Origin of the sequence: Amycolatopsis sp. NPDC098790 (assembly GCF_044759945.1) — a bacterium.
Classification (GTDB): domain Bacteria; phylum Actinomycetota; class Actinomycetes; order Mycobacteriales; family Pseudonocardiaceae; genus Amycolatopsis.
In genome coordinates, this window is the sequence record NZ_JBIWAI010000009.1 from 318,195 (window position 1) to 334,435 (window position 16,241).

At 72.8% G+C, this 16,241-nt stretch carries 16 protein-coding genes and 1 pseudogene; 11 read left to right on the forward strand and 6 right to left on the reverse strand.

Annotated elements, in window-relative coordinates; genetic code table 11:
• Positions 1 to 12: 12 nt before the first annotated feature.
• Positions 13 to 1,086 (reverse strand): alcohol dehydrogenase catalytic domain-containing protein, encoded by a 1,074-nt coding sequence (locus tag ACIQWX_RS47325; protein WP_400886041.1) that lies wholly within the window; start codon positions 1,084 to 1,086, stop codon positions 13 to 15.
• Positions 1,087 to 1,165: 79 nt separating this feature from the next.
• Between ACIQWX_RS47325 and ACIQWX_RS47330 the strand changes: the two genes are divergently transcribed.
• The gene (locus tag ACIQWX_RS47330) at positions 1,166 to 1,945 is read left to right on the forward strand and encodes a helix-turn-helix transcriptional regulator (protein ID WP_400886044.1); all 780 of its coding nucleotides are present in this window, start codon (positions 1,166 to 1,168) and stop codon (positions 1,943 to 1,945) included.
• Here ACIQWX_RS47330 and ACIQWX_RS47335 read toward each other — a convergent pair.
• The gene (locus ACIQWX_RS47335) at positions 1,921 to 2,499 is read right to left on the reverse strand and encodes a TetR/AcrR family transcriptional regulator (RefSeq protein ID WP_400886046.1); all 579 of its coding nucleotides are present in this window, start codon (positions 2,497 to 2,499) and stop codon (positions 1,921 to 1,923) included. The two genes, ACIQWX_RS47330 and ACIQWX_RS47335, sit on opposite strands and share 25 nt — an antisense overlap.
• 61 nt (positions 2,500 to 2,560) lie before the next feature.
• Here ACIQWX_RS47335 and ACIQWX_RS47340 point away from each other — a divergent pair, with 61 nt between their 5' ends.
• The 8 genes from ACIQWX_RS47340 (at position 2,561) to ACIQWX_RS47375 (ending at position 11,143) form a co-directional block, all read left to right on the forward strand.
• A complete protein-coding gene (locus ACIQWX_RS47340) occupies positions 2,561 to 3,562 on the forward strand; it encodes a hypothetical protein (RefSeq protein ID WP_400886048.1) in 1,002 nt (333 codons plus the stop codon).
• Positions 3,563 to 3,664: 102 nt separating this feature from the next.
• Positions 3,665 to 4,435: a hypothetical protein gene (locus tag ACIQWX_RS47345; protein WP_400886050.1), complete on the forward strand. Its 771-nt coding sequence runs from the start codon at positions 3,665 to 3,667 to the stop codon at positions 4,433 to 4,435.
• Between the two features lie 75 nt (positions 4,436 to 4,510).
• Complete coding sequence (locus ACIQWX_RS47350) at positions 4,511 to 4,870, forward strand: YciI family protein (protein ID WP_400886052.1); 360 nt, start codon at positions 4,511 to 4,513, stop codon at positions 4,868 to 4,870.
• 40 nt (positions 4,871 to 4,910) lie between these two features.
• A complete protein-coding gene (locus ACIQWX_RS47355; RefSeq protein ID WP_400886054.1) occupies positions 4,911 to 6,185 on the forward strand; it encodes an alpha/beta hydrolase fold domain-containing protein in 1,275 nt (424 codons plus the stop codon).
• 114 nt (positions 6,186 to 6,299) lie between these two features.
• Entirely contained in the window at positions 6,300 to 7,424 is a 1,125-nt protein-coding gene (locus ACIQWX_RS47360; protein WP_400886057.1) for an adenosylhomocysteinase, read from the forward strand.
• 62 nt (positions 7,425 to 7,486) lie between these two features.
• Entirely contained in the window at positions 7,487 to 8,362 is an 876-nt protein-coding gene (locus tag ACIQWX_RS47365; RefSeq protein ID WP_400886059.1) for an LLM class F420-dependent oxidoreductase, read from the forward strand.
• A gap of 122 nt (positions 8,363 to 8,484) precedes the next feature.
• On the forward strand, positions 8,485 to 10,080 hold the full coding sequence (locus tag ACIQWX_RS47370; protein WP_400886061.1) for a hypothetical protein: 1,596 nt from the start codon (positions 8,485 to 8,487) through the stop codon (positions 10,078 to 10,080).
• A gap of 415 nt (positions 10,081 to 10,495) precedes the next feature.
• A complete protein-coding gene (locus tag ACIQWX_RS47375; protein ID WP_400886063.1) occupies positions 10,496 to 11,143 on the forward strand; it encodes a GTP pyrophosphokinase family protein in 648 nt (215 codons plus the stop codon).
• Between the two features lies 1 nt (position 11,144).
• Here the strand turns inward: ACIQWX_RS47375 and ACIQWX_RS47380 are convergent, their stop codons facing one another.
• On the reverse strand, positions 11,145 to 11,786 hold the full coding sequence (locus ACIQWX_RS47380) for a TetR/AcrR family transcriptional regulator C-terminal domain-containing protein (RefSeq protein ID WP_400886065.1): 642 nt from the start codon (positions 11,784 to 11,786) through the stop codon (positions 11,145 to 11,147).
• Positions 11,783 to 13,102 carry a cytochrome P450 gene (locus ACIQWX_RS47385; RefSeq protein ID WP_400886228.1) on the reverse strand — a complete coding sequence of 440 codons (1,320 nt, stop codon included), beginning with the start codon at positions 13,100 to 13,102 and terminating at the stop codon, positions 11,783 to 11,785. The genes ACIQWX_RS47380 and ACIQWX_RS47385 overlap by 4 nt, the downstream gene beginning before the upstream one ends.
• A gap of 59 nt (positions 13,103 to 13,161) precedes the next feature.
• Between ACIQWX_RS47385 and ACIQWX_RS47390 the strand changes: the two are divergent.
• Positions 13,162 to 13,527 (forward strand): annotated as a pseudogene (locus tag ACIQWX_RS47390) (ester cyclase); the annotation flags it as partial.
• Between the two features lie 49 nt (positions 13,528 to 13,576).
• Here ACIQWX_RS47390 and ACIQWX_RS47395 read toward each other — a convergent pair.
• Entirely contained in the window at positions 13,577 to 14,539 is a 963-nt protein-coding gene (locus ACIQWX_RS47395) for an EamA family transporter (protein ID WP_400886068.1), read from the reverse strand.
• A gap of 68 nt (positions 14,540 to 14,607) precedes the next feature.
• On the opposite strand from ACIQWX_RS47395, the gene ACIQWX_RS47400 reads away from it, so the two are divergent.
• Positions 14,608 to 15,465: a LysR family transcriptional regulator gene (locus ACIQWX_RS47400; RefSeq protein WP_400886070.1), complete on the forward strand. Its 858-nt coding sequence runs from the start codon at positions 14,608 to 14,610 to the stop codon at positions 15,463 to 15,465.
• Here the strand turns inward: ACIQWX_RS47400 and ACIQWX_RS47405 are convergent.
• On the reverse strand, positions 15,453 to 16,103 hold the full coding sequence (locus tag ACIQWX_RS47405; protein WP_400886072.1) for a DUF998 domain-containing protein: 651 nt from the start codon (positions 16,101 to 16,103) through the stop codon (positions 15,453 to 15,455). The two genes, ACIQWX_RS47400 and ACIQWX_RS47405, sit on opposite strands and share 13 nt — an antisense overlap.
• Between the last annotated feature and the right edge of the window lie 138 nt (positions 16,104 to 16,241).

A 16,241-nucleotide genomic window follows, 5' to 3' on the forward strand; every position in this document is an offset into this window, starting at 1 on the left:
CTTCGAAGCTACTCACGGACGGACCACCGTGAGGGCGAACCGCGCTGCGGTGCCGGCCGCGTGGTCGAGGGCGGCGGCGATGTCATCGAGCTCGAACTCGGTGACGGCGAACCGGCCCAGGTCGAGCAGCCCGGCGCGGGCGAGCGCGATCAGGCTCGCGGTCGCCGTCCGCGGGGCCAGCCACTGGCCGCGCACTGTGATGTTGTTGCGCATGAGCCACGGGTAGGGCAGGGCGAGGTCGCCGCCGCCGAGCATGCCGACCCCGCCCATCAGCACCACCCGGCCGGACTCGCGCACGGTCATCGCCGCCGCGCGCACGGCGTCGGTGCCCGCCGACGGCGGCAGCAGGTCGAGGACGACGTCGATCGGGCCGGGCGCCGCCTTGCGCAGCCGGGCCGTGTCGTCGTCGCCGGTGAGCCGGACCGTCCGGACGCGCTCGCCGAAGCGCCGGTCCAGATCGGCGAGGGCGGCCTCGTTGCGGCCCGGCGCGACCACGCACGCCGCGCCCATCGCGAGCGCGACGGCGACGGCCGCGCTCCCGAAGTTGCCGGTGGCGCCGCTGACCAGGACGGTCTCGCCGGGCCGCAGATCCGCCGCGAGGAAGCCGCCGTAGGGCACGAGGCAGACGGTGAGCGCGATCCACCGGCCGGCGTCGGCGGGGTCGACCGGGCCGAGCGGGATCGCGTTCTCGGTCGGCACGAGCAGCTGCTCGGCGTACGCCCCGTGGCCGAAGTGCCGCTGCAGGAACAAGCCGCCTTCGCCGCGTGCGCTCAGCCCTTGGAGCGTGATGTCCGGGGTCAGCGCGTCGTCGCGGGAGCGGATGGTGGGGTCGCACAGCACCCAGTCGCCGGGCTTCAGCCGGGTCGCGTCCGGCCCGGTCGCGCGCACCCGGCCGACCGCGCCGGCGCCGGGCACGACCGGCAGCGTCAGCTGGTAGTTCCGCTCGCCGCGGAACACCTCCGCCGCGTAGGGCAGCACGCCCGCCGCGACGACGTCCACCAGCACTTCGCCCGTGCCGAGCACCGGTGCCGGGACGTCGCACACCGACAGGGGTTTTCCGAATTCTTCGAGGACAGCGGCTTTCATGCCTCGATCGTCCGGCGATCCGGCGTGGGTAGCCAGACCTGGTATTGTCCTGGGACTGCCCAATGCCACGGAGGTCGTCATGCCGGACGCGGCGCGAGCGGGGCTGGGGGAGTTCCTGCGGTCCCGGCGCGAGCGGCTGAGCCCGGCGGCGCTCGGGTTGCCGGACCGCCGCCGGCGCCGGACGCCGGGGCTGCGTCGCGAAGAGGTCGCCGAACTCGCCGGCATCGGCGTCGACTGGTACATCCGGCTCGAGCAGGGCCGCACGGTCAGCCCGTCGGCCGCGACGGTCGAAGCCCTCGCCGGTGCCCTGCGGCTGGACGACGCCGAACGCGCCCACCTGCGTGCCCTCGCCCGGAACCCGGCCCGGACCCCGTTCGCGCGCGAGCAGGTGCCGGAGGCCACCCGCCGGCTCGTCGAAGGCTTGCGCGAGCCCGCCTACGTGACGGGCCGCCGCTGGGACGTGCTGGCCTGGAACCACGCGGCGGCCGGGCTGTTCGCCGACTTCGCCGCGTTGCCGGAGGCGGACCGGAACGTCCTGGTCTTCCTGCTGCTCGACGAGCGCGGCCGGCGGCTGTTCGGCGCGGGCTGGGCGGCCCAGGCCGAGCACGCGGTGGCGCAGTTCCGGTCGGCGCACGACCTGTGGGCGGGCGACCCGGCGTTCACCGGGCTGGCGGCGCGGCTGCGCGCGGGCTGCCGCGAGTTCGCGACGTGGTGGGACCGTCACGACGTCGGCCGCAGCGGGCCCGGCCGCAAGACGTTGCACAGCCCCGAACCCGCCGAGTACGACTACGCGACCTTCCAAGTCGCCGAAGACCCGGCACTGCGGCTGACGATCTACGCGCCGACCAAGGGCAAGTAGACCTCGTCGACGATCTCGACGAGCACGTCGTCGTCCACTGTGGTCAGTCCGCGCGTGAGGAATTCGTTGCGCAGCAACACCAGCGCCACGGTGGCCACCCGCGGGGTTCGGGCTCCCGGACGCGCTTGGCCGCGCGCGACGGCCCGGTCGAGGATGGTGAGCCACGGCTTCGGTCCCCCTTCGGCGGCCTGGTCGTGCAGCTGCTGCCGCAGTTCGGGCTCGTCGCCGACGCCGGTCAGCAGGCCGCGCAGGATCCGCGCGGCGGGGGAGGACTGGCCGCAGTTGATCGTGCGCAGCAGGGTGAGCGCGTCGTCGCGCAGGTTGCCGGTGTCGGGCGGGGTCAGCCGGTCCGCGGCGACGTGCCGGTAGGCGGCGACGCCGAGCGCGGCGCGGTTCGGCCAGCGGCGGTAGATCGCGTTCTTGTTGGTGCCGGCCCGCTGCGCTACGCGTTCCATCGTGAGGCCGGGGTAGCCGGTCTCGGCGAGTTCGTCGGCGGCGGCGCGCAGGATCGCGTCTTCCAGTTCCGCCCCGCGGCGGCGGGTCTTCTCGGCCATGTGCGGCAGTGTACCGCTTTAGGGTACGGTACGGACCGTACCCTAAATTCCGGAGGAACTGATGAGAGCCAAGGGCATCGGCTACGACACGGGCCTGGCGCGCGACGGCCGGTTCAACCGCCCGTTCGACCCGGACCTGGTCCGCCGCGAGCTGACGATCATCCGCGACGAGCTGCACTGCACGGCGGTGCGGCTGATCGGCACCGACCTGGACCGCATCGAGCACGCCGCACGCGAGGCGGCCGCGCTCGGGCTGGAGGTGTGGTTTTCGCCGTTCCCCTGGGACCGGCACCCGGAGGAGATCCTCGCGCTGCTCGCCGACGGCGCGTCGCGAGCCGAACGCCTCCGCGCGGCGGGCGCCGAGGTCGTGTTCGTCACCGGCGCCGAGCTGAGCCTGTTCAACCACGGCTTCCTGCCCGGTGCCGACGTCCCCGCCCGCGTGGCGGGGCTGATGGCGTCGCGGGAGCTGATCGCCGGACTTCCGGCGCGGGTCAACGAGTTCCTGGCCCGCGCGGTCGCGGCGGTCCGGGCGCGGTTCGGCGGCCGCGTCACGTACGCGTCGGTGCCGCTGGAACGGGTGGACTGGACGCCGTTCGACATCGTTTCGGTGGACGCGCACCGGTCGAAGGAGGTCGAGCACGTGTACCGCGAGGGCGTCCGCACGCTGGTCGCCGCGGGCAAACCGGTGGCGATCACGGAGTTCGGCGTGACGCCCTACCGCGGCGCGGCCGACCTCGGCGCCCGCTGCGGCGAGATCGTCGAGTACGAAGGCGGCGAACCGGTCCGGCTGAACGGCGCGTACGTGCGGGACGAAGAGGAGCAGGCGCGGTACTTCCGCGAGCTTCTGGAGGTGTTCGAGACCGAGGGCGTCGACGCGGCCTTCGCGTGCACGTTCGCCTGCTACGGGCTGGTGCACCGGGCCGATCCCCTGGCGGATCTGGACATGGCGAGCTGGGGAGTGGTGAAGGTGCTGGAGGAGGGAACGGGGGAGACGTACGACGGCGTGCCGTGGGAACCGAAGGCGGCATTCGGCGCCTTGGCCGAGTGCTACGGAAAGCGCTAACCTCGTGGCGCCAGACATCGGATGTCCAGCCCGGTTCCCCGGGTCCGTCCGCCGACCGATGTGCACCCCTGCCGAACACTCGTCAGGAAGGACACACCGATGATGCGCCAATTCTCTCGCGTGATCACCCTCGCCCTCGCGATCCCCATCCTGTTCAGTCCCGTCGCACAAGCCGCCCCGCTGTGGCACCCCAACCCCGCCACCGACGGGCTCAAGGCCTTCGAAGGCATCGAAGCCGACCGCGGCAACCACCACCCGGACCGCAAGTACGTCGTCGTCGAAGGCGACCACTACCGCTTCTCCATCTGGAAGGACGACCGCGACACCACCGGCGGCGGCGACCGCCAGCGCACCGAGTCCAAAGGCATGGTCCAGAGCGGGACGACGCTCAAGATGCACGACGGCGAGACCTGGACACTCTCCTACGAGATGTACATCCCGGGCACCCTGCACGGCACCAGCAAGTTCACCCACATCTTCCAGACGAAGACGCCCTCCACCAACGGCGGCCCGTGGGTGACGCTCGACCTGACCCGCAGCGGCAGCAAGGAGGTGCTCAACGCCCGCGCGTACGCCAACTCGGGTTCGCCGAGCATCGCGGCCACCGACCTGTCGCCGCTGCGGAACAAGTGGATCACCATCGAGTGGACGTTCACGCCGGGGTCCAAGGGCAAGGCGTCGTGCGTCATCCGCAACGGGACGGGCTCCGGCGCGCCGGTCGCGGCGCAGGGCAGCATGACCGGCGTCAACATTCCCGACCAGGGTGACTACGTGCGGCCCAAGTGGGGGATCTACCGCTCGGTGGAAAGCGCCTCGTCCGACATCCTGGACACCTACCTGCTGTTCCGGAACTACACGGCTTCGCGCAAGTAGCCTTGTCGATCCGCGGCGGGCCCGTTCGTACGAGCGGTGAGCGGCGGGACGGGCCCGCCCGCGAGGAGGAGCGTCATGGCGCACTACCTGCTGTCCGTGCACAGCGTCGAAGGCGAAGTCCGCGAGCCGCCGTCCGAGGAGGCGATGCGGGAGGTGCAGCAGCGGCTCGGCGACGTCGAGAACGACCTCAAGGCGACCGGGGCCTGGGTGTTCAGCGCCCGGCTGGCCGAGCCCGCGGCCGCACGGGTGGTCCGCGAAGCCGACGCCGGCCTGCTGACCACCGACGGGCCCTTCGCCGAGTCGAAGGAGCACATCGGCGGCTTCTACCTCATCGAAGCCGACGACCTCGACGCCGCGCTGGGGTGGGCCGCCCGGGTCGCCGCCGCGATCCACGCGCCGATCGAGGTGCGCGCGCTCGCCGGGTTCGCCGCCTGATCCGTGGCGGCGGACCCCGGACCGGGGTGACACTGGCGCCATGAGGGTCGTCGACGGGTATCCCGGCACACGCCGCCCGTCGACGGCCGCGCGCTACGCCACCCCGCCGCCGCTCAGGCGGGGTCCGGTGCTGGTCACGGCCGCTTTCGCCGCCCTCGGCGGGGCTCTCGTCCCGGCCGCCTCGGTACCCGCGCTCTGGCGGATCTGGCAGTTCTACGCCATGTTGTTCGCCCTGGTCGCCACCATCCAGTTCATTTCCTTCGTCGCGGTCCTCGGTTGGCCGACCCGCAAGACCGCCCACGCGGGCGCGTTCGTCGCCGCCGGCGGCCTCGCGCTGTGGGTGGCGAGCCGGCCGCTGGGGCTGCTGACGCGGTTCGACCCGTGGCAGCCCGCGGACACCGTCGTCGGCTTCACCGACTACGTCGCGGCCGCACTGCAGGCCATCGCCGTCTTCGGCTTCCTGGTCGTGGCCCGGCGGCGCGCGCACCCGCGGCCGTCGATGCCCCGGCGCGTGGCGGCGTGGATCCTGCTGTTCCCGGTGCTGCTGGTGGTGCTCGCGGCCGGTGCCGGCGGCGCGATCGCGGCCGGCGACCGCATCAGCGGGACGGCCGCCTCGGCGCTCCTGGACGGCAGCACCGTCGAGTACTGCCGCCCCGACGGGATCCCCCTCGCCATGGACCTCACGCGCCCAGCCGGCCGCGCCGCCGCCCCGGTGGCACTGGTCCTCCACGGCGGCGGACTCGTCTTCGGCAACCGCCGTCCCTCGGGGCCGGGCGCGCTGCTGGCCGGCTCACGGCTGGTTCCCCTGCGCGACGCGCTGACGGCCCGCGGGTTCGCCGTCGCTTCGATCGACTACCGCCTCGCGCCCGCCGCCCGCTGGCCGGCACCGCTGGAAGACGCCCGTTGCGCGGTCCGGTTCCTCAAGGACAACGCGACGGCGCTGAACCTCGACCCGGCGCGGATCACGGCCGTGGGCACGGGAACCGGCGGCACCCTGGCGGCACTGCTCGGCGTGGCGGGGAAGCCCGAGGTCCGCGCGGTAGCCGCGGTGGACGCTCCGGCGGACTTCGACCTGGCGGGCCTGGACCCGCTCACCCGCGCGTCGGTGCTGCTGGCGTTGGGCCGGTCGCCGGCGACACTGCGCGAGGCGAGCCCGCTGACGTACGCGGGCGCGGGCGCACCACCGTTCCTGATCGCGGGAGGCCGGAAATCGGCCGAGTTCGCGGACCAGCTGCGTACGGCGGCCGTCCCGGTGACGACGGGCACCGGCGACCCGGCCGAGGTGGCGCAGTTCCTGGCGACAGCCGTGCGGTAGCTTGGAGGCGTGGACGGACGGGCGATCTTCGGCGATCACTCGTACCGCTGCGACTTCTACGGTTGACGGATTCCGGTTTTTCGGGTCCCCGTTCTTCCAACCGTGAGGAAAACCATGTCTTCGTCCGTGAACTGGGCGCTCAAGCACATGCCGCTGACCGCGGCCGCCGTCGAAGAGCACGCGGCGGTGCTCGCCGGGCGCCGGCTGGCGATGTGCCTGCACGTCGAACCCAAGACCGGGGCGCTGGTCACGCTGCTGGCCCGCGCCGGCGTCGAGGTCACGCTGACCGGCTCACCCGACACCACCCACGACGACGTCGCCGCCGAACTGCGGAACCTCGGCGTGGCCGTGCACACGCGCCGGGCCGACGACGAGGGCGACCACGCCCGGAACGTCGCCGCGGTGCTCGGGTGCGAACCCGATCTCACGCTCGACAACGGCGCCGACCTGACGCTTTCGCTGCTGGCGTCCGGGACGCCGGCCGGTTACCTCGGCGGTACCGAGGAAACCACGACCGGCGGGGTGCGGCTGCGCGAGGCTTCGGTGCGCCACCCCGTCGTCGTGATCAACGACTCGCGGCTGAAGCTGCTGGTGGAAAACGAGTTCGGTGTCGGCCAGAGCGTCGTGCAGGGTTTTCTCAACGCCACCAACCTGATGGTGCCGGGGATGCGCGCGGCGGTGCTCGGCTACGGGCCGTGCGGCAAGGGCGTCGCGGACACCCTGGCGCGGCTCGGCGCGCGGGTCGCGGTGTGCGACACCGACCCGATGCGGGCACTGCAGGCCATTATGGACGGTCACCGCGTCGGCTCATCCGTCGAGGCGGTGTCCGACGCGCAAGCGGTCTTCACGGCGACGGGCGCTCCCGGCGTCGTCGGCGCGGCCGAGCTGGCGGCCCTGCCCGACGGCGCCCTGCTCGCCGGCGTCGGCCACTTCGCGTGGGAGATCGACGCGGAAGCGCTGCGGGCGGCGACGGTCCGCACGGTCGAGTACGGCTCGCCGGGCCGCCGGACCGGGCACGTGCTGGCCGACGGCCGGCAGGTCGTCGTCCTCGACCGCGGCCGGATGCTGAACCTGACCGCGGCGAACGGGAACTCCATCCAGGCGATGGACCTCGGGCTCACCCTGCAGGTCCGCAGCCTGGCGGCGGTGGCCGCGGGCGGGCTCGCGGCCGGCGTCCAGCCGGTGCCGGCGCCGGTCGAGCACCGGATCGCCACGGACCTGGTGGCCGCGCTGGCTTGACCTGGAGCGCGCTCCAGCCTCTAGCGTGAGGTCACGCCGACCACACGCTAGGAGCACGTTCCATGGAACTCGGTTTCCACCTCCCCATCTTCGACATCGACGGCGGGACCACCGCCATCGCCGGCGAGCTCGCCCGGGCGGGCGCCGCGGCGGAGGAGGCCGGGGCGACCTGGCTGTCCTTCATGGACCACTACTTCCAGATCGAGCCCACCGGCCTCCCCGCCGAGTCGAACATGCTGGAGGGCTACACGACGCTGGGCTTCCTCGCCGCGCACACGTCCCGGATCGAGCTCGGCCTGCTCGTCACCGGCGTCACCTACCGGCACCCGGGCTTGCTCGCGAAGATCGTCACCACCCTCGACGTCCTCTCGGGCGGCCGGGCCGCGCTCGGCATCGGCGCGGCCTGGTTCGAGCGCGAGCACCGGGGGATGGGCGTGCCGTTCCCGCCGGTCGCCGAGCGGTTCGAGCGGCTGGAGGAGACGCTGCGGATCTGCGGGCAGATGTGGGACCCGGCGGACAACGGCCCGTTCGAGGGCAAGCACTACCAGCTCGCCGAGACGCTCTGCTCGCCCCAGCCGATCAGCCGGCCGAGGGTGCTCATCGGCGGCAGCGGCGAACGCAAGACGCTGCGGCTGGTCGCCCAGTACGGCGACGCGTGCAACCTGTTCGCTTCGTCGCCCGCGGACGTGGAGCACAAGCTGGACGTGCTGCGCCGCCACTGCGACGACGTCGGCCGCGACTACGCCGAAATCCGCAAGACGGTCCTGGCCAACAACCCGCGTCCGACGCCCGAGACCCGCGACGACTTCGTCCGCTCGATGGCGGACTACGCGAAGCTCGGCATCCAGCAGGCGATCATCACCCCGACGACCGGCTCGCCGGCGGCGTGGATCGAGGGCATGGCGCCGGCCGTGCCGCAGTTGGCGGGAATGAGCTGAGGCTTCACCTCGTTCATATGTCCATAATGGACGCTCTCTGGTCGCCTTTCCGTTTTCGGTGAACCGTTCCGGGGCCGGGCCCGTGTGCCGTGGTGAGGTGGCGACCAGAGAGGAGGGGCTCGATGCCCCACGCACGCAGTACCGGACGACACCGCAAACCGGCGACGATCGGGCTGGTCGCACTGCTGGGAGTCGCGGGGGCGACCGCGACGGCGATCGCGCTCACCAGCCCGGCGAGCAACGCGGCCACCGAAAACTGCGGCGGCTTGGACACGGCGCTGCAGAACAACCTGACGTTCATCGCGGGCCAGCAGTCCGCCCCGGACGCCCAATCGCCGGCCCGCATAGCCAACCGCCAGGCGGTGGTGGACCAGATCCAGCAACGCAGGGCAGCGGCAGGTTGCGACGGCGACGTGGCGGCGAACGCGGTGGCGGCCCAGTGCGCGGCAGTTGCGCAGGCGGGTGAGGAGGTGGCGGCTGAAGCGAAGGGTGCGGGTAAGGCCGGAAAGGCCAAGGCAGCACAGCAGGGCGCGGCCGCGGGGAACGGCGCGGCGGACGAGAACGGCATGGCCGCGAATAACGGCGCGGCGGATGAGAACGGTATGGCCGCGGAGAACGGCGCGGCAGATCAGAACGGCGCGGCCGCGAAGAACGGCATGGCCGCCGGGAAGGGCACGGCGGACCAGAACGGCGCGGCTGCCGAGAACGGTATGGCTGCGGAGAACGGTGCGGCTGCCGAGAGCGGTATGGCCGACCAGAGCGGCATGGCCGCCGAGAAGGGCGCGGCCGACCAGAACGGTATGGCCGAAGCCAACGGCGCGGCGGACCAGCAGGAAGCCGCCGACCAGGGCGAAGCCGCCGCCAACGGCAAGGCCAAGCAGAAGAACAAGGCGGCGGGCAAGAACGCCGAGGCCGACCAGCAGGCCGCCGCCGAGGACGAAGCAGCCGCCCAGGCCTGCGAGGTGGTCGAGCAGTGCGTGGCCCAAGCCGCGGGAGCCGCCGACGCCAACGGCATGGCTGCCGAGAACGGCATGGCCAACGAGAACGGCGCCGCCAAGCAGAACGGCATGGCCAACCAGCAGGACGCGGCCGGCGAGAATGGCATGGCCAAGCAGCAGGGCGCGGCTGACCAGAACGGCATGGCCAAGCAGCAGGGCATGGCCGACCAGAATGGCGCGGCCCAGCAGAACGGCATGGCAGCCGAGAATGGCATGGCCAACGAGAACGGCAAGGCCGACCGGCAGGGTATGGCCAACGGGAACGGCGCGGCTGAGCAGAACGGCATGGCCGACCAGCAGGGTATGGCCGACGGGAACGGCGCGGCCGACCAGAATGGCGCGGCCAACGAGAACGGCATGGCCAACCAGCAGGACGAGGCCGCCCAGAACGCGGTCGCCAACGTGGACTGCGCCGCCGTCCTCGACTGTGTCGCCCAGGCTGCGGCCGATCCGGCCGCCGCGGCGGAGCAGCAGGGCACGGCCGCCGCCCAGAACGGCAACGGCAACGGCAACGGTCAGCACAAGGCCAAAGGCAAGAACAAGGCGGCCGAGCAGGCAGCGGCGGTGGCCGTCGCGGAGAAGTGCGTCGCGGCCGGCAACCAAGCCGGAACCGCGACCGGCAGCGAGACCGCGGCCGGCGACCAAAGCGGAACCGCCGACGGCACCGGCACCGCGGCCGGCAGCGAGACCGCGACCGAATCCGCCACCGCCGGCAAGTGAGACCAGCGGCCGGCAACTGAGCCGGAACCGCGACTAGCAGCGAGACCGCGGCCGGCGACCGAAGCGGAACCGCCGACGGCAAATGCACCGCGGCCGGCAACCAAGGCGGATTCGCTACGGGCGGCGAGACCGCGGCCCGCAGCGAGACCGCGACCGACAGCAAGTGAGACCAGCAGCCGGCCAGCGAGACCGGCCAGCAAAACAGATCAGCCGGCAAGTGAGACCAGCCGGCCAGTGAGACCAGGCGGGGGTGCACCGGCGGCGGGCCGGTGCACCCCCGCCGTCGCCTGTCAGTCACCCGACCGTCACCCGATCCGGTGACCGGCGGGAACTCCGCCCCACCGCCGTTCGTTCACCCACCGAAGCGCAGTAACCTGCAAGCGCCCAGATGAACCGACGACAGCACGAGGCTTCAGTGACCACCGATCCGGCGGCCGACGACCTGCGGGAGGCGGCCGACGAGCTCGCCGTCGCCGGGCAGCTCCCGCGGTTCCTGCTGATGTACAAGTTCGCCATCGAAGAGCTGATGACGAAACTGCGGATCCTCAGCGAGGAGTTCGACTTCGTCCACCAGCACGACCCGATCGAGCACATCACCAGCCGGGTCAAGCGGCCGGAAGCCATCAAGGAAAAGGTCCGCCGCCGGGGGCTGGGTGACGACTGGGTCGCCGCCGCGCACGTTCTCGACGACATCGCCGGCATCCGGGTCGTCTGCCCGTTCGTCTCCGACGTCCACCAGGTCGCCCGGATGCTCACCGCGCAGGACGACGTCGAACTGCTGCGCACCAAGGACTACATCGCCCGGCCGAAGGCCAACGGCTACCGCAGCCTGCACCTGATCGTCCGGATCCCCGTCTTCCTGTCCGACCGCGTCGAGAAGGTCAAGGTCGAGGTCCAGCTGCGCACCATCGCGATGGACTTCTGGGCGGCCGTCGAGCACAAGCTGTCCTACAAGTACGCCGACCGCGTCCCGGACGACTTCGCCGGCGAACTCGCCGCCGCGGCCCGCACGGCCGCCGACCTCGACGCGCGGATGGCCGCCCTGCACGAACGCATCCGCTGACTCACGGCGCCAGCGCGTCCAGCAGGATCCCCAGCCCGAACTCGAACTCCGCCTCGTGGTCGCACACCGCCAGGTACGGCGCCGCCGCCGACACGGCGGGTAGCCCCGATCCCGTCAACGAGGCGAGCCGGTCCGGGGAACCGGTCGCGCTGAACGTCGGGGCCGCGTCGACCTCCCGCATCAACGTCCCGATCAGGAACGCCAGCACCGCGCGCAGCCCGTGCACCGCCCGCTCCGGCGGGTAGCCCGCCGCGAGCAGCGGGCCGAGCACGGCCTCCACCGGCGCGAGCGCGGTCATCGACGCCAGCTGCCGCGTCAGCACGAGCGGCGCCGCGCGCGGGTGGCCGAGCATCGCGTCCCGGAAGCCATGCGCCAGCGCCGACATCGTCGCCCGCAAGTCCCCACCCGGAGCAGGCGCCGGGATCGCCGCCAGCAGCACCTCGGCGACGCCGTCGAGCAGGGCGTCCTTGCCGTCGACGTGGTTGTACAGGCTCATCGGGTCGACGCCGAGCCGCCGCGCGAGCTTCCGCATGCTCACGGCCCCGAGACCCTCTTCGTCGACGAGCGCGAGCGCCTCCCGCAGGATCCGCTCCCGCGACAGGCCGCCGGCCTCCTTGGGCGGCCGCCCGCGCCGGCCCGTCACGGCGTGAGCACCGCGGGCAGCACCTCGTACCCGCGCAGGATCCGCGTGTCGCGGCGACGCCCCCCGGGCAGCACGCGCAGGCCGGGGAACCGGTCGAAGATCGAGCGCAGCCCGATCTCGCCCTCCATCCGCGCCAGCGACGCCCCCAGGCAGTGGTGGCGGCCGGAGCCGAACGACACGTGGTCGCGCGCGCCGTCGCGGGTGACGTCGAACGTGCCCGGATCGGCGAACACCAGGGGGTCGCGGTTCGCGCCGGCCAGGACGGTCGTCACGAGCGCCCCGCGTGGTAGCGGAACACCCGCGACCTCGGTGGCGCGCGTCGCCAGGCGCCCGGTCAGCAGGACCGGCGGGTCGTACCGCAGGACCTCCTCGACGGCGTTGCCCCACAGCTCCGGCCGCTCGCGCAGCACGGCGAGCTGACCGGGCTCGCCCGCCAGCAGGGCGATGCCGCTGCCGAGCAGGTTGACCGTCGTCTCGAAGCCGGCCGCCAGCACCAGGCCCGCGGTGGACTTGAGCTCGGTCTCGGTCAGCCCGACACCGCCGTCGCGCGCCGCGACGAGCTTGCTGAACAGGTCCTGGCCCGGGTGCCGGCGCAGGTGGTCGAGGTGCTCGCCGAGCCACGCGTCGAACTCCGCCAGCGCGGTCTCGACGTCGCGGAACGTCCGCCAGCCCAGGCCGAGGTCGAGGCTGGGCGCCGCGGCCGCGCCCAGCGACAGCACCTTGCCCAGCTCCGACGGCGGCACGCCGAGGATCTCGCTGATCACCGTCACCGGGAGCAGCCCGCAGTAGGACTCGACGAGATCGAGCGGGCGGCTCGGGTCGAGCGCGTCGAGCAGGCCGTCGGCGATCTCCTGGACGCGGCCGCGCAGCTGCTCGACGGCGCGCACGGTGAACACGCCGGTGACGAGCTTGCGGTACCGCGTGTGCTCGGGCGGGTTGACGGCGAGCAGCGACGGCGGCCGCACCGGGTGCAGGTGCTCGCCCGCCGACCACTCGACCAGTCGCCCGAGCGGGGAGCCGTCGGACCCGATGACGCCGACGCGGAAGTCGTCGCTGGAAAGCACTTCGCGGACGGCGGCGTGCGTGGTGGTCATCCAGCCGAAGCGGGTGCGGGCGAGCGGGCCGGCCGCGCGGATCTCCTCGAACAGGCCGGTCAGGTCGTGGCCTTCGGCCGCGGCGACCACCATCCGCCCCTGCAGGTCCCCGCGCCGGGCTTCGCGGCGCAGCACGGTCCGGGGGAGTGCGTGGCCGAGGCCCCACCTGATCACCGGCTTGGCGCGGGCGAGGGTTCCTTCGAGCACGGCGTCCCCTTCCATCGGCGTGCCTACAGTGTAGGTTATCGTCATTTACCTACGTCGTAGATTTAAGGAGCGCGATGAGCGAGTTCGACATCCCCGCACCCGAAGTCCTGGCCGCGCGGCAGAAGCTGGTGCTCGACCACTTCCGCGACGAGGTCGCCCAGGACTGGGACGCGACGCTCTCGACGTTCCCGCACCCGCACTACGAGGTCGTCGCGACGATGACCGTCCACGACGGCGACGGCGCGGTCCGCGGCTACTACCACGACACGCGCACCGCGTTCCCCGACCAGCACCACGAGCTGATCGCGTTGCGCCACAGCGCCGACGCCGTCGTCGTCGAGTTCTGGCTGCTGGGCACGCACCTCGGCCCGTTCGGCGCGATCCCGGCGACCGGGTCCCGCTTCCGCGTCCGCATGACCGCGTACTTCGTGTTCGACGCCGACGAGAACCTCGTCTGCGAGCGCATCTACTTCGACACGCTCTCGATGCTCAAGCAGCTGATCGGCGGGGTGGACAAGAAGAACCCGAAGAACTGGCCGCTGCTGCTGCGGGTGGCCCGGGGCTTCCTGGCGATGTCGGGTGCGCAGCCGGACCCGCGGCTGACGGAGACGACGGAGCCGGACCTGCGAGCACTACCGCCGCGTTGACCGTCACGATCACCGCGATCGCCGCCCAGGACAGCGCGTCGAGACGCTGACCGAGCACGACCCACCCGACGAGCGCCGCCAGCACCGGGTTCACGCTCATCACCGTGCCGAACACCGACGCCGGGACCCGCCGCAGCGTCAGCAGGTCGGCCAGCATCGGCACGGCCGACGACAGGACGCCGGCGGTGACCGCGGCGAGCACCGCGCCGAGGTCCGGCCGGTGCGTGATCATCGCGAAGACGCCGACCGGCACGTACGCGAGCCCGGACGCGCCCGCGGCGGCCGCCGAGCCCGCGACACCGGGGATGCGCGCCCCGATGGCGCGGTTGAGCAGGATGTAGGCCGCCCAGCACGCGGCCGCGAGCAGCGCCAGGCCGATCCCGAGGTAGTCCGTGCTCGGCCGGGGCCGCACCAGCACCACCACGGCGGCCGCCGCGACCAGCGCGCCCAGCAGGTCGCCCCGCCGCCGCGACCCGGCCAAGGCAACGCCGAGCGGGCCGAGGAACTCCAGCGTGACGGCCAAGCCGAGGCCGACGCGGTCGACCGCGCTGTAGAGCGAGAGGTTCATCGTCCCGAACACCAGCGCCAGTGCCAGGACGAGCCGCCACTGACCGGCGGTGAACGCACGCAGGCGCGGCCGCGCGGTCGCGAGCAGCACCACGGCCGCGACCCACTGCCGGACGGCGACGACACCGGCCGGCCCGAGCTGCGGGAAGGCCAGCGCCGCGACCGACGCCCCCACCTGGTTGGACAGCGCGCTGCCCGTCATCAGTGCCGCGCCTCGCCGGCGCCCTCCGGTTGCCATGCCCCGACTATCGGCGCCGCGGACGCATACGCAAAATGCATCCGACACGTCACCTATACGCTGAACGCATGGAAGCGTCCCTCGAACTTCGCCACCTGCGGCACTTCGTCGCGGTCGTGGACAGCGGGAGCTTCACCGACGCCGCGATCGAACTCGGCGTCTCCCAGGCGACGGTGTCGCGGACGCTGCTCGCCTTGGAGGGCGTCCTCGGCGTCCGGCTGCTGCACCGGACCAGCCGGACAGTCGAGCCGACCACGGCGGGCGTCACGGTCCTGGCCCGCGCCCGGGCTCTGCTGGCCGACGCCGAAGCGCTGGTGCACGAGGTCACGACCGGGCACACGCGGCTGCGGCTGGGGCACGCCTGGTCGGCGCTGGGCAAGCACACCGCGGAGTTCCAGCGGCGCTGGCACGACCGGTACCCCGACGTCGAGCTCCAGCTCGTCCGGACCAACACGGCGACCGGCGGGCTGGCCGAGGGACGCTGCGACCTGGCCGTCGTGCGCACCACCGTCGACACGCGCCGGTACAGCCACGCGCTCGTCGGCCGCGAACGCCGGTGCGTCGCGCTCGCTTCGGACGACCCGTGGGCGCGGCGCCGCGCGATCCGGTTCGCCGAACTGGGGGAGCGGACCCTCGTCGTCGACCGGCGCACCGGCACCACGACGCCGGACCTGTGGCCCGAAGAAGCACGGCCCGCGGTGGAGTACACGCACGACATCGACGACTGGCTGGCGGCGATCGCGACCGGGCGCTGCGTCGGCGTCACCCCGGAGGCGACCGCGGCGCAGTACCGGCGTGACGGCATCCGCTACCGGCCGCTGCGCGACGCGGAGCCCGTGCCCGTCCGGTTGATCTGGCGCCACCACGACGCGCACCCGGCGACGCACCTGGCCGCCGCCCTGCTGACGGAGCTCTACCGCGCTTGACCGCGCGCCGGCGCCAGCAGCACACCCAGGGCGACCAGCTCGGTCAGCGCCATCCCGCGTTCGACCAGGCCGAGCGGGATGAGGGTCCACCAGCGGCCGCCGTCGGCCGCGGCCACCACGACCGCGCCCAGGATGACCGCGAACCAGCCCAGCGACGCGATCGCGAGCACCCGGGCCAGCCAGCGCCGGCCGGGGGAGTCCGGGAACGCCGTGCGCGCGGCGACCAGCACCGCGAGCGGGAGCGCGACGAACGCCACCACGCTGGCGATCCGGTGTAGCGTGCCGCCGAAGTCCGCGCGCGAGACGGTGGCCCAGTCCGGCTTGGGGAACGCCACGATGACCAGCAGCCCGACCGTCCACAGTGTCCCCAGCAGGGCCGCGGGCACGGGCAGCCGCCGCTGGCTGTGCAGCACGGCGAGCCCCGCCGCCGAGCCCAGTGCCACCAGGATCACCGCGAGGTCGAACACCCACTTGTGGTCGGAGAGGCCGTATTCGCTGATCGTGCGGCGGGTCGCGCTGATCTGGTCGGTCGGCGGGATGACCTGGAGCAGCAGCACCAGCGCGGCCCCGACCGCCAGGGCGGCGATCCCGCTCAGCGAAACCGCGAGCGACGTCCGTCGCGCAGGGACCGTGACCATGAACCGACAGTAGCCGACCCCGGGTTGAGGTCCCGGTGAAATGCCCGTTCGGGCGGCCGAAGGTGTGAAAGGGGGGTGAAGGCTGTACGACTTACGGCGGTTACCGCAGCCCGTTTTCGTCCATTACGGTCACTCGCT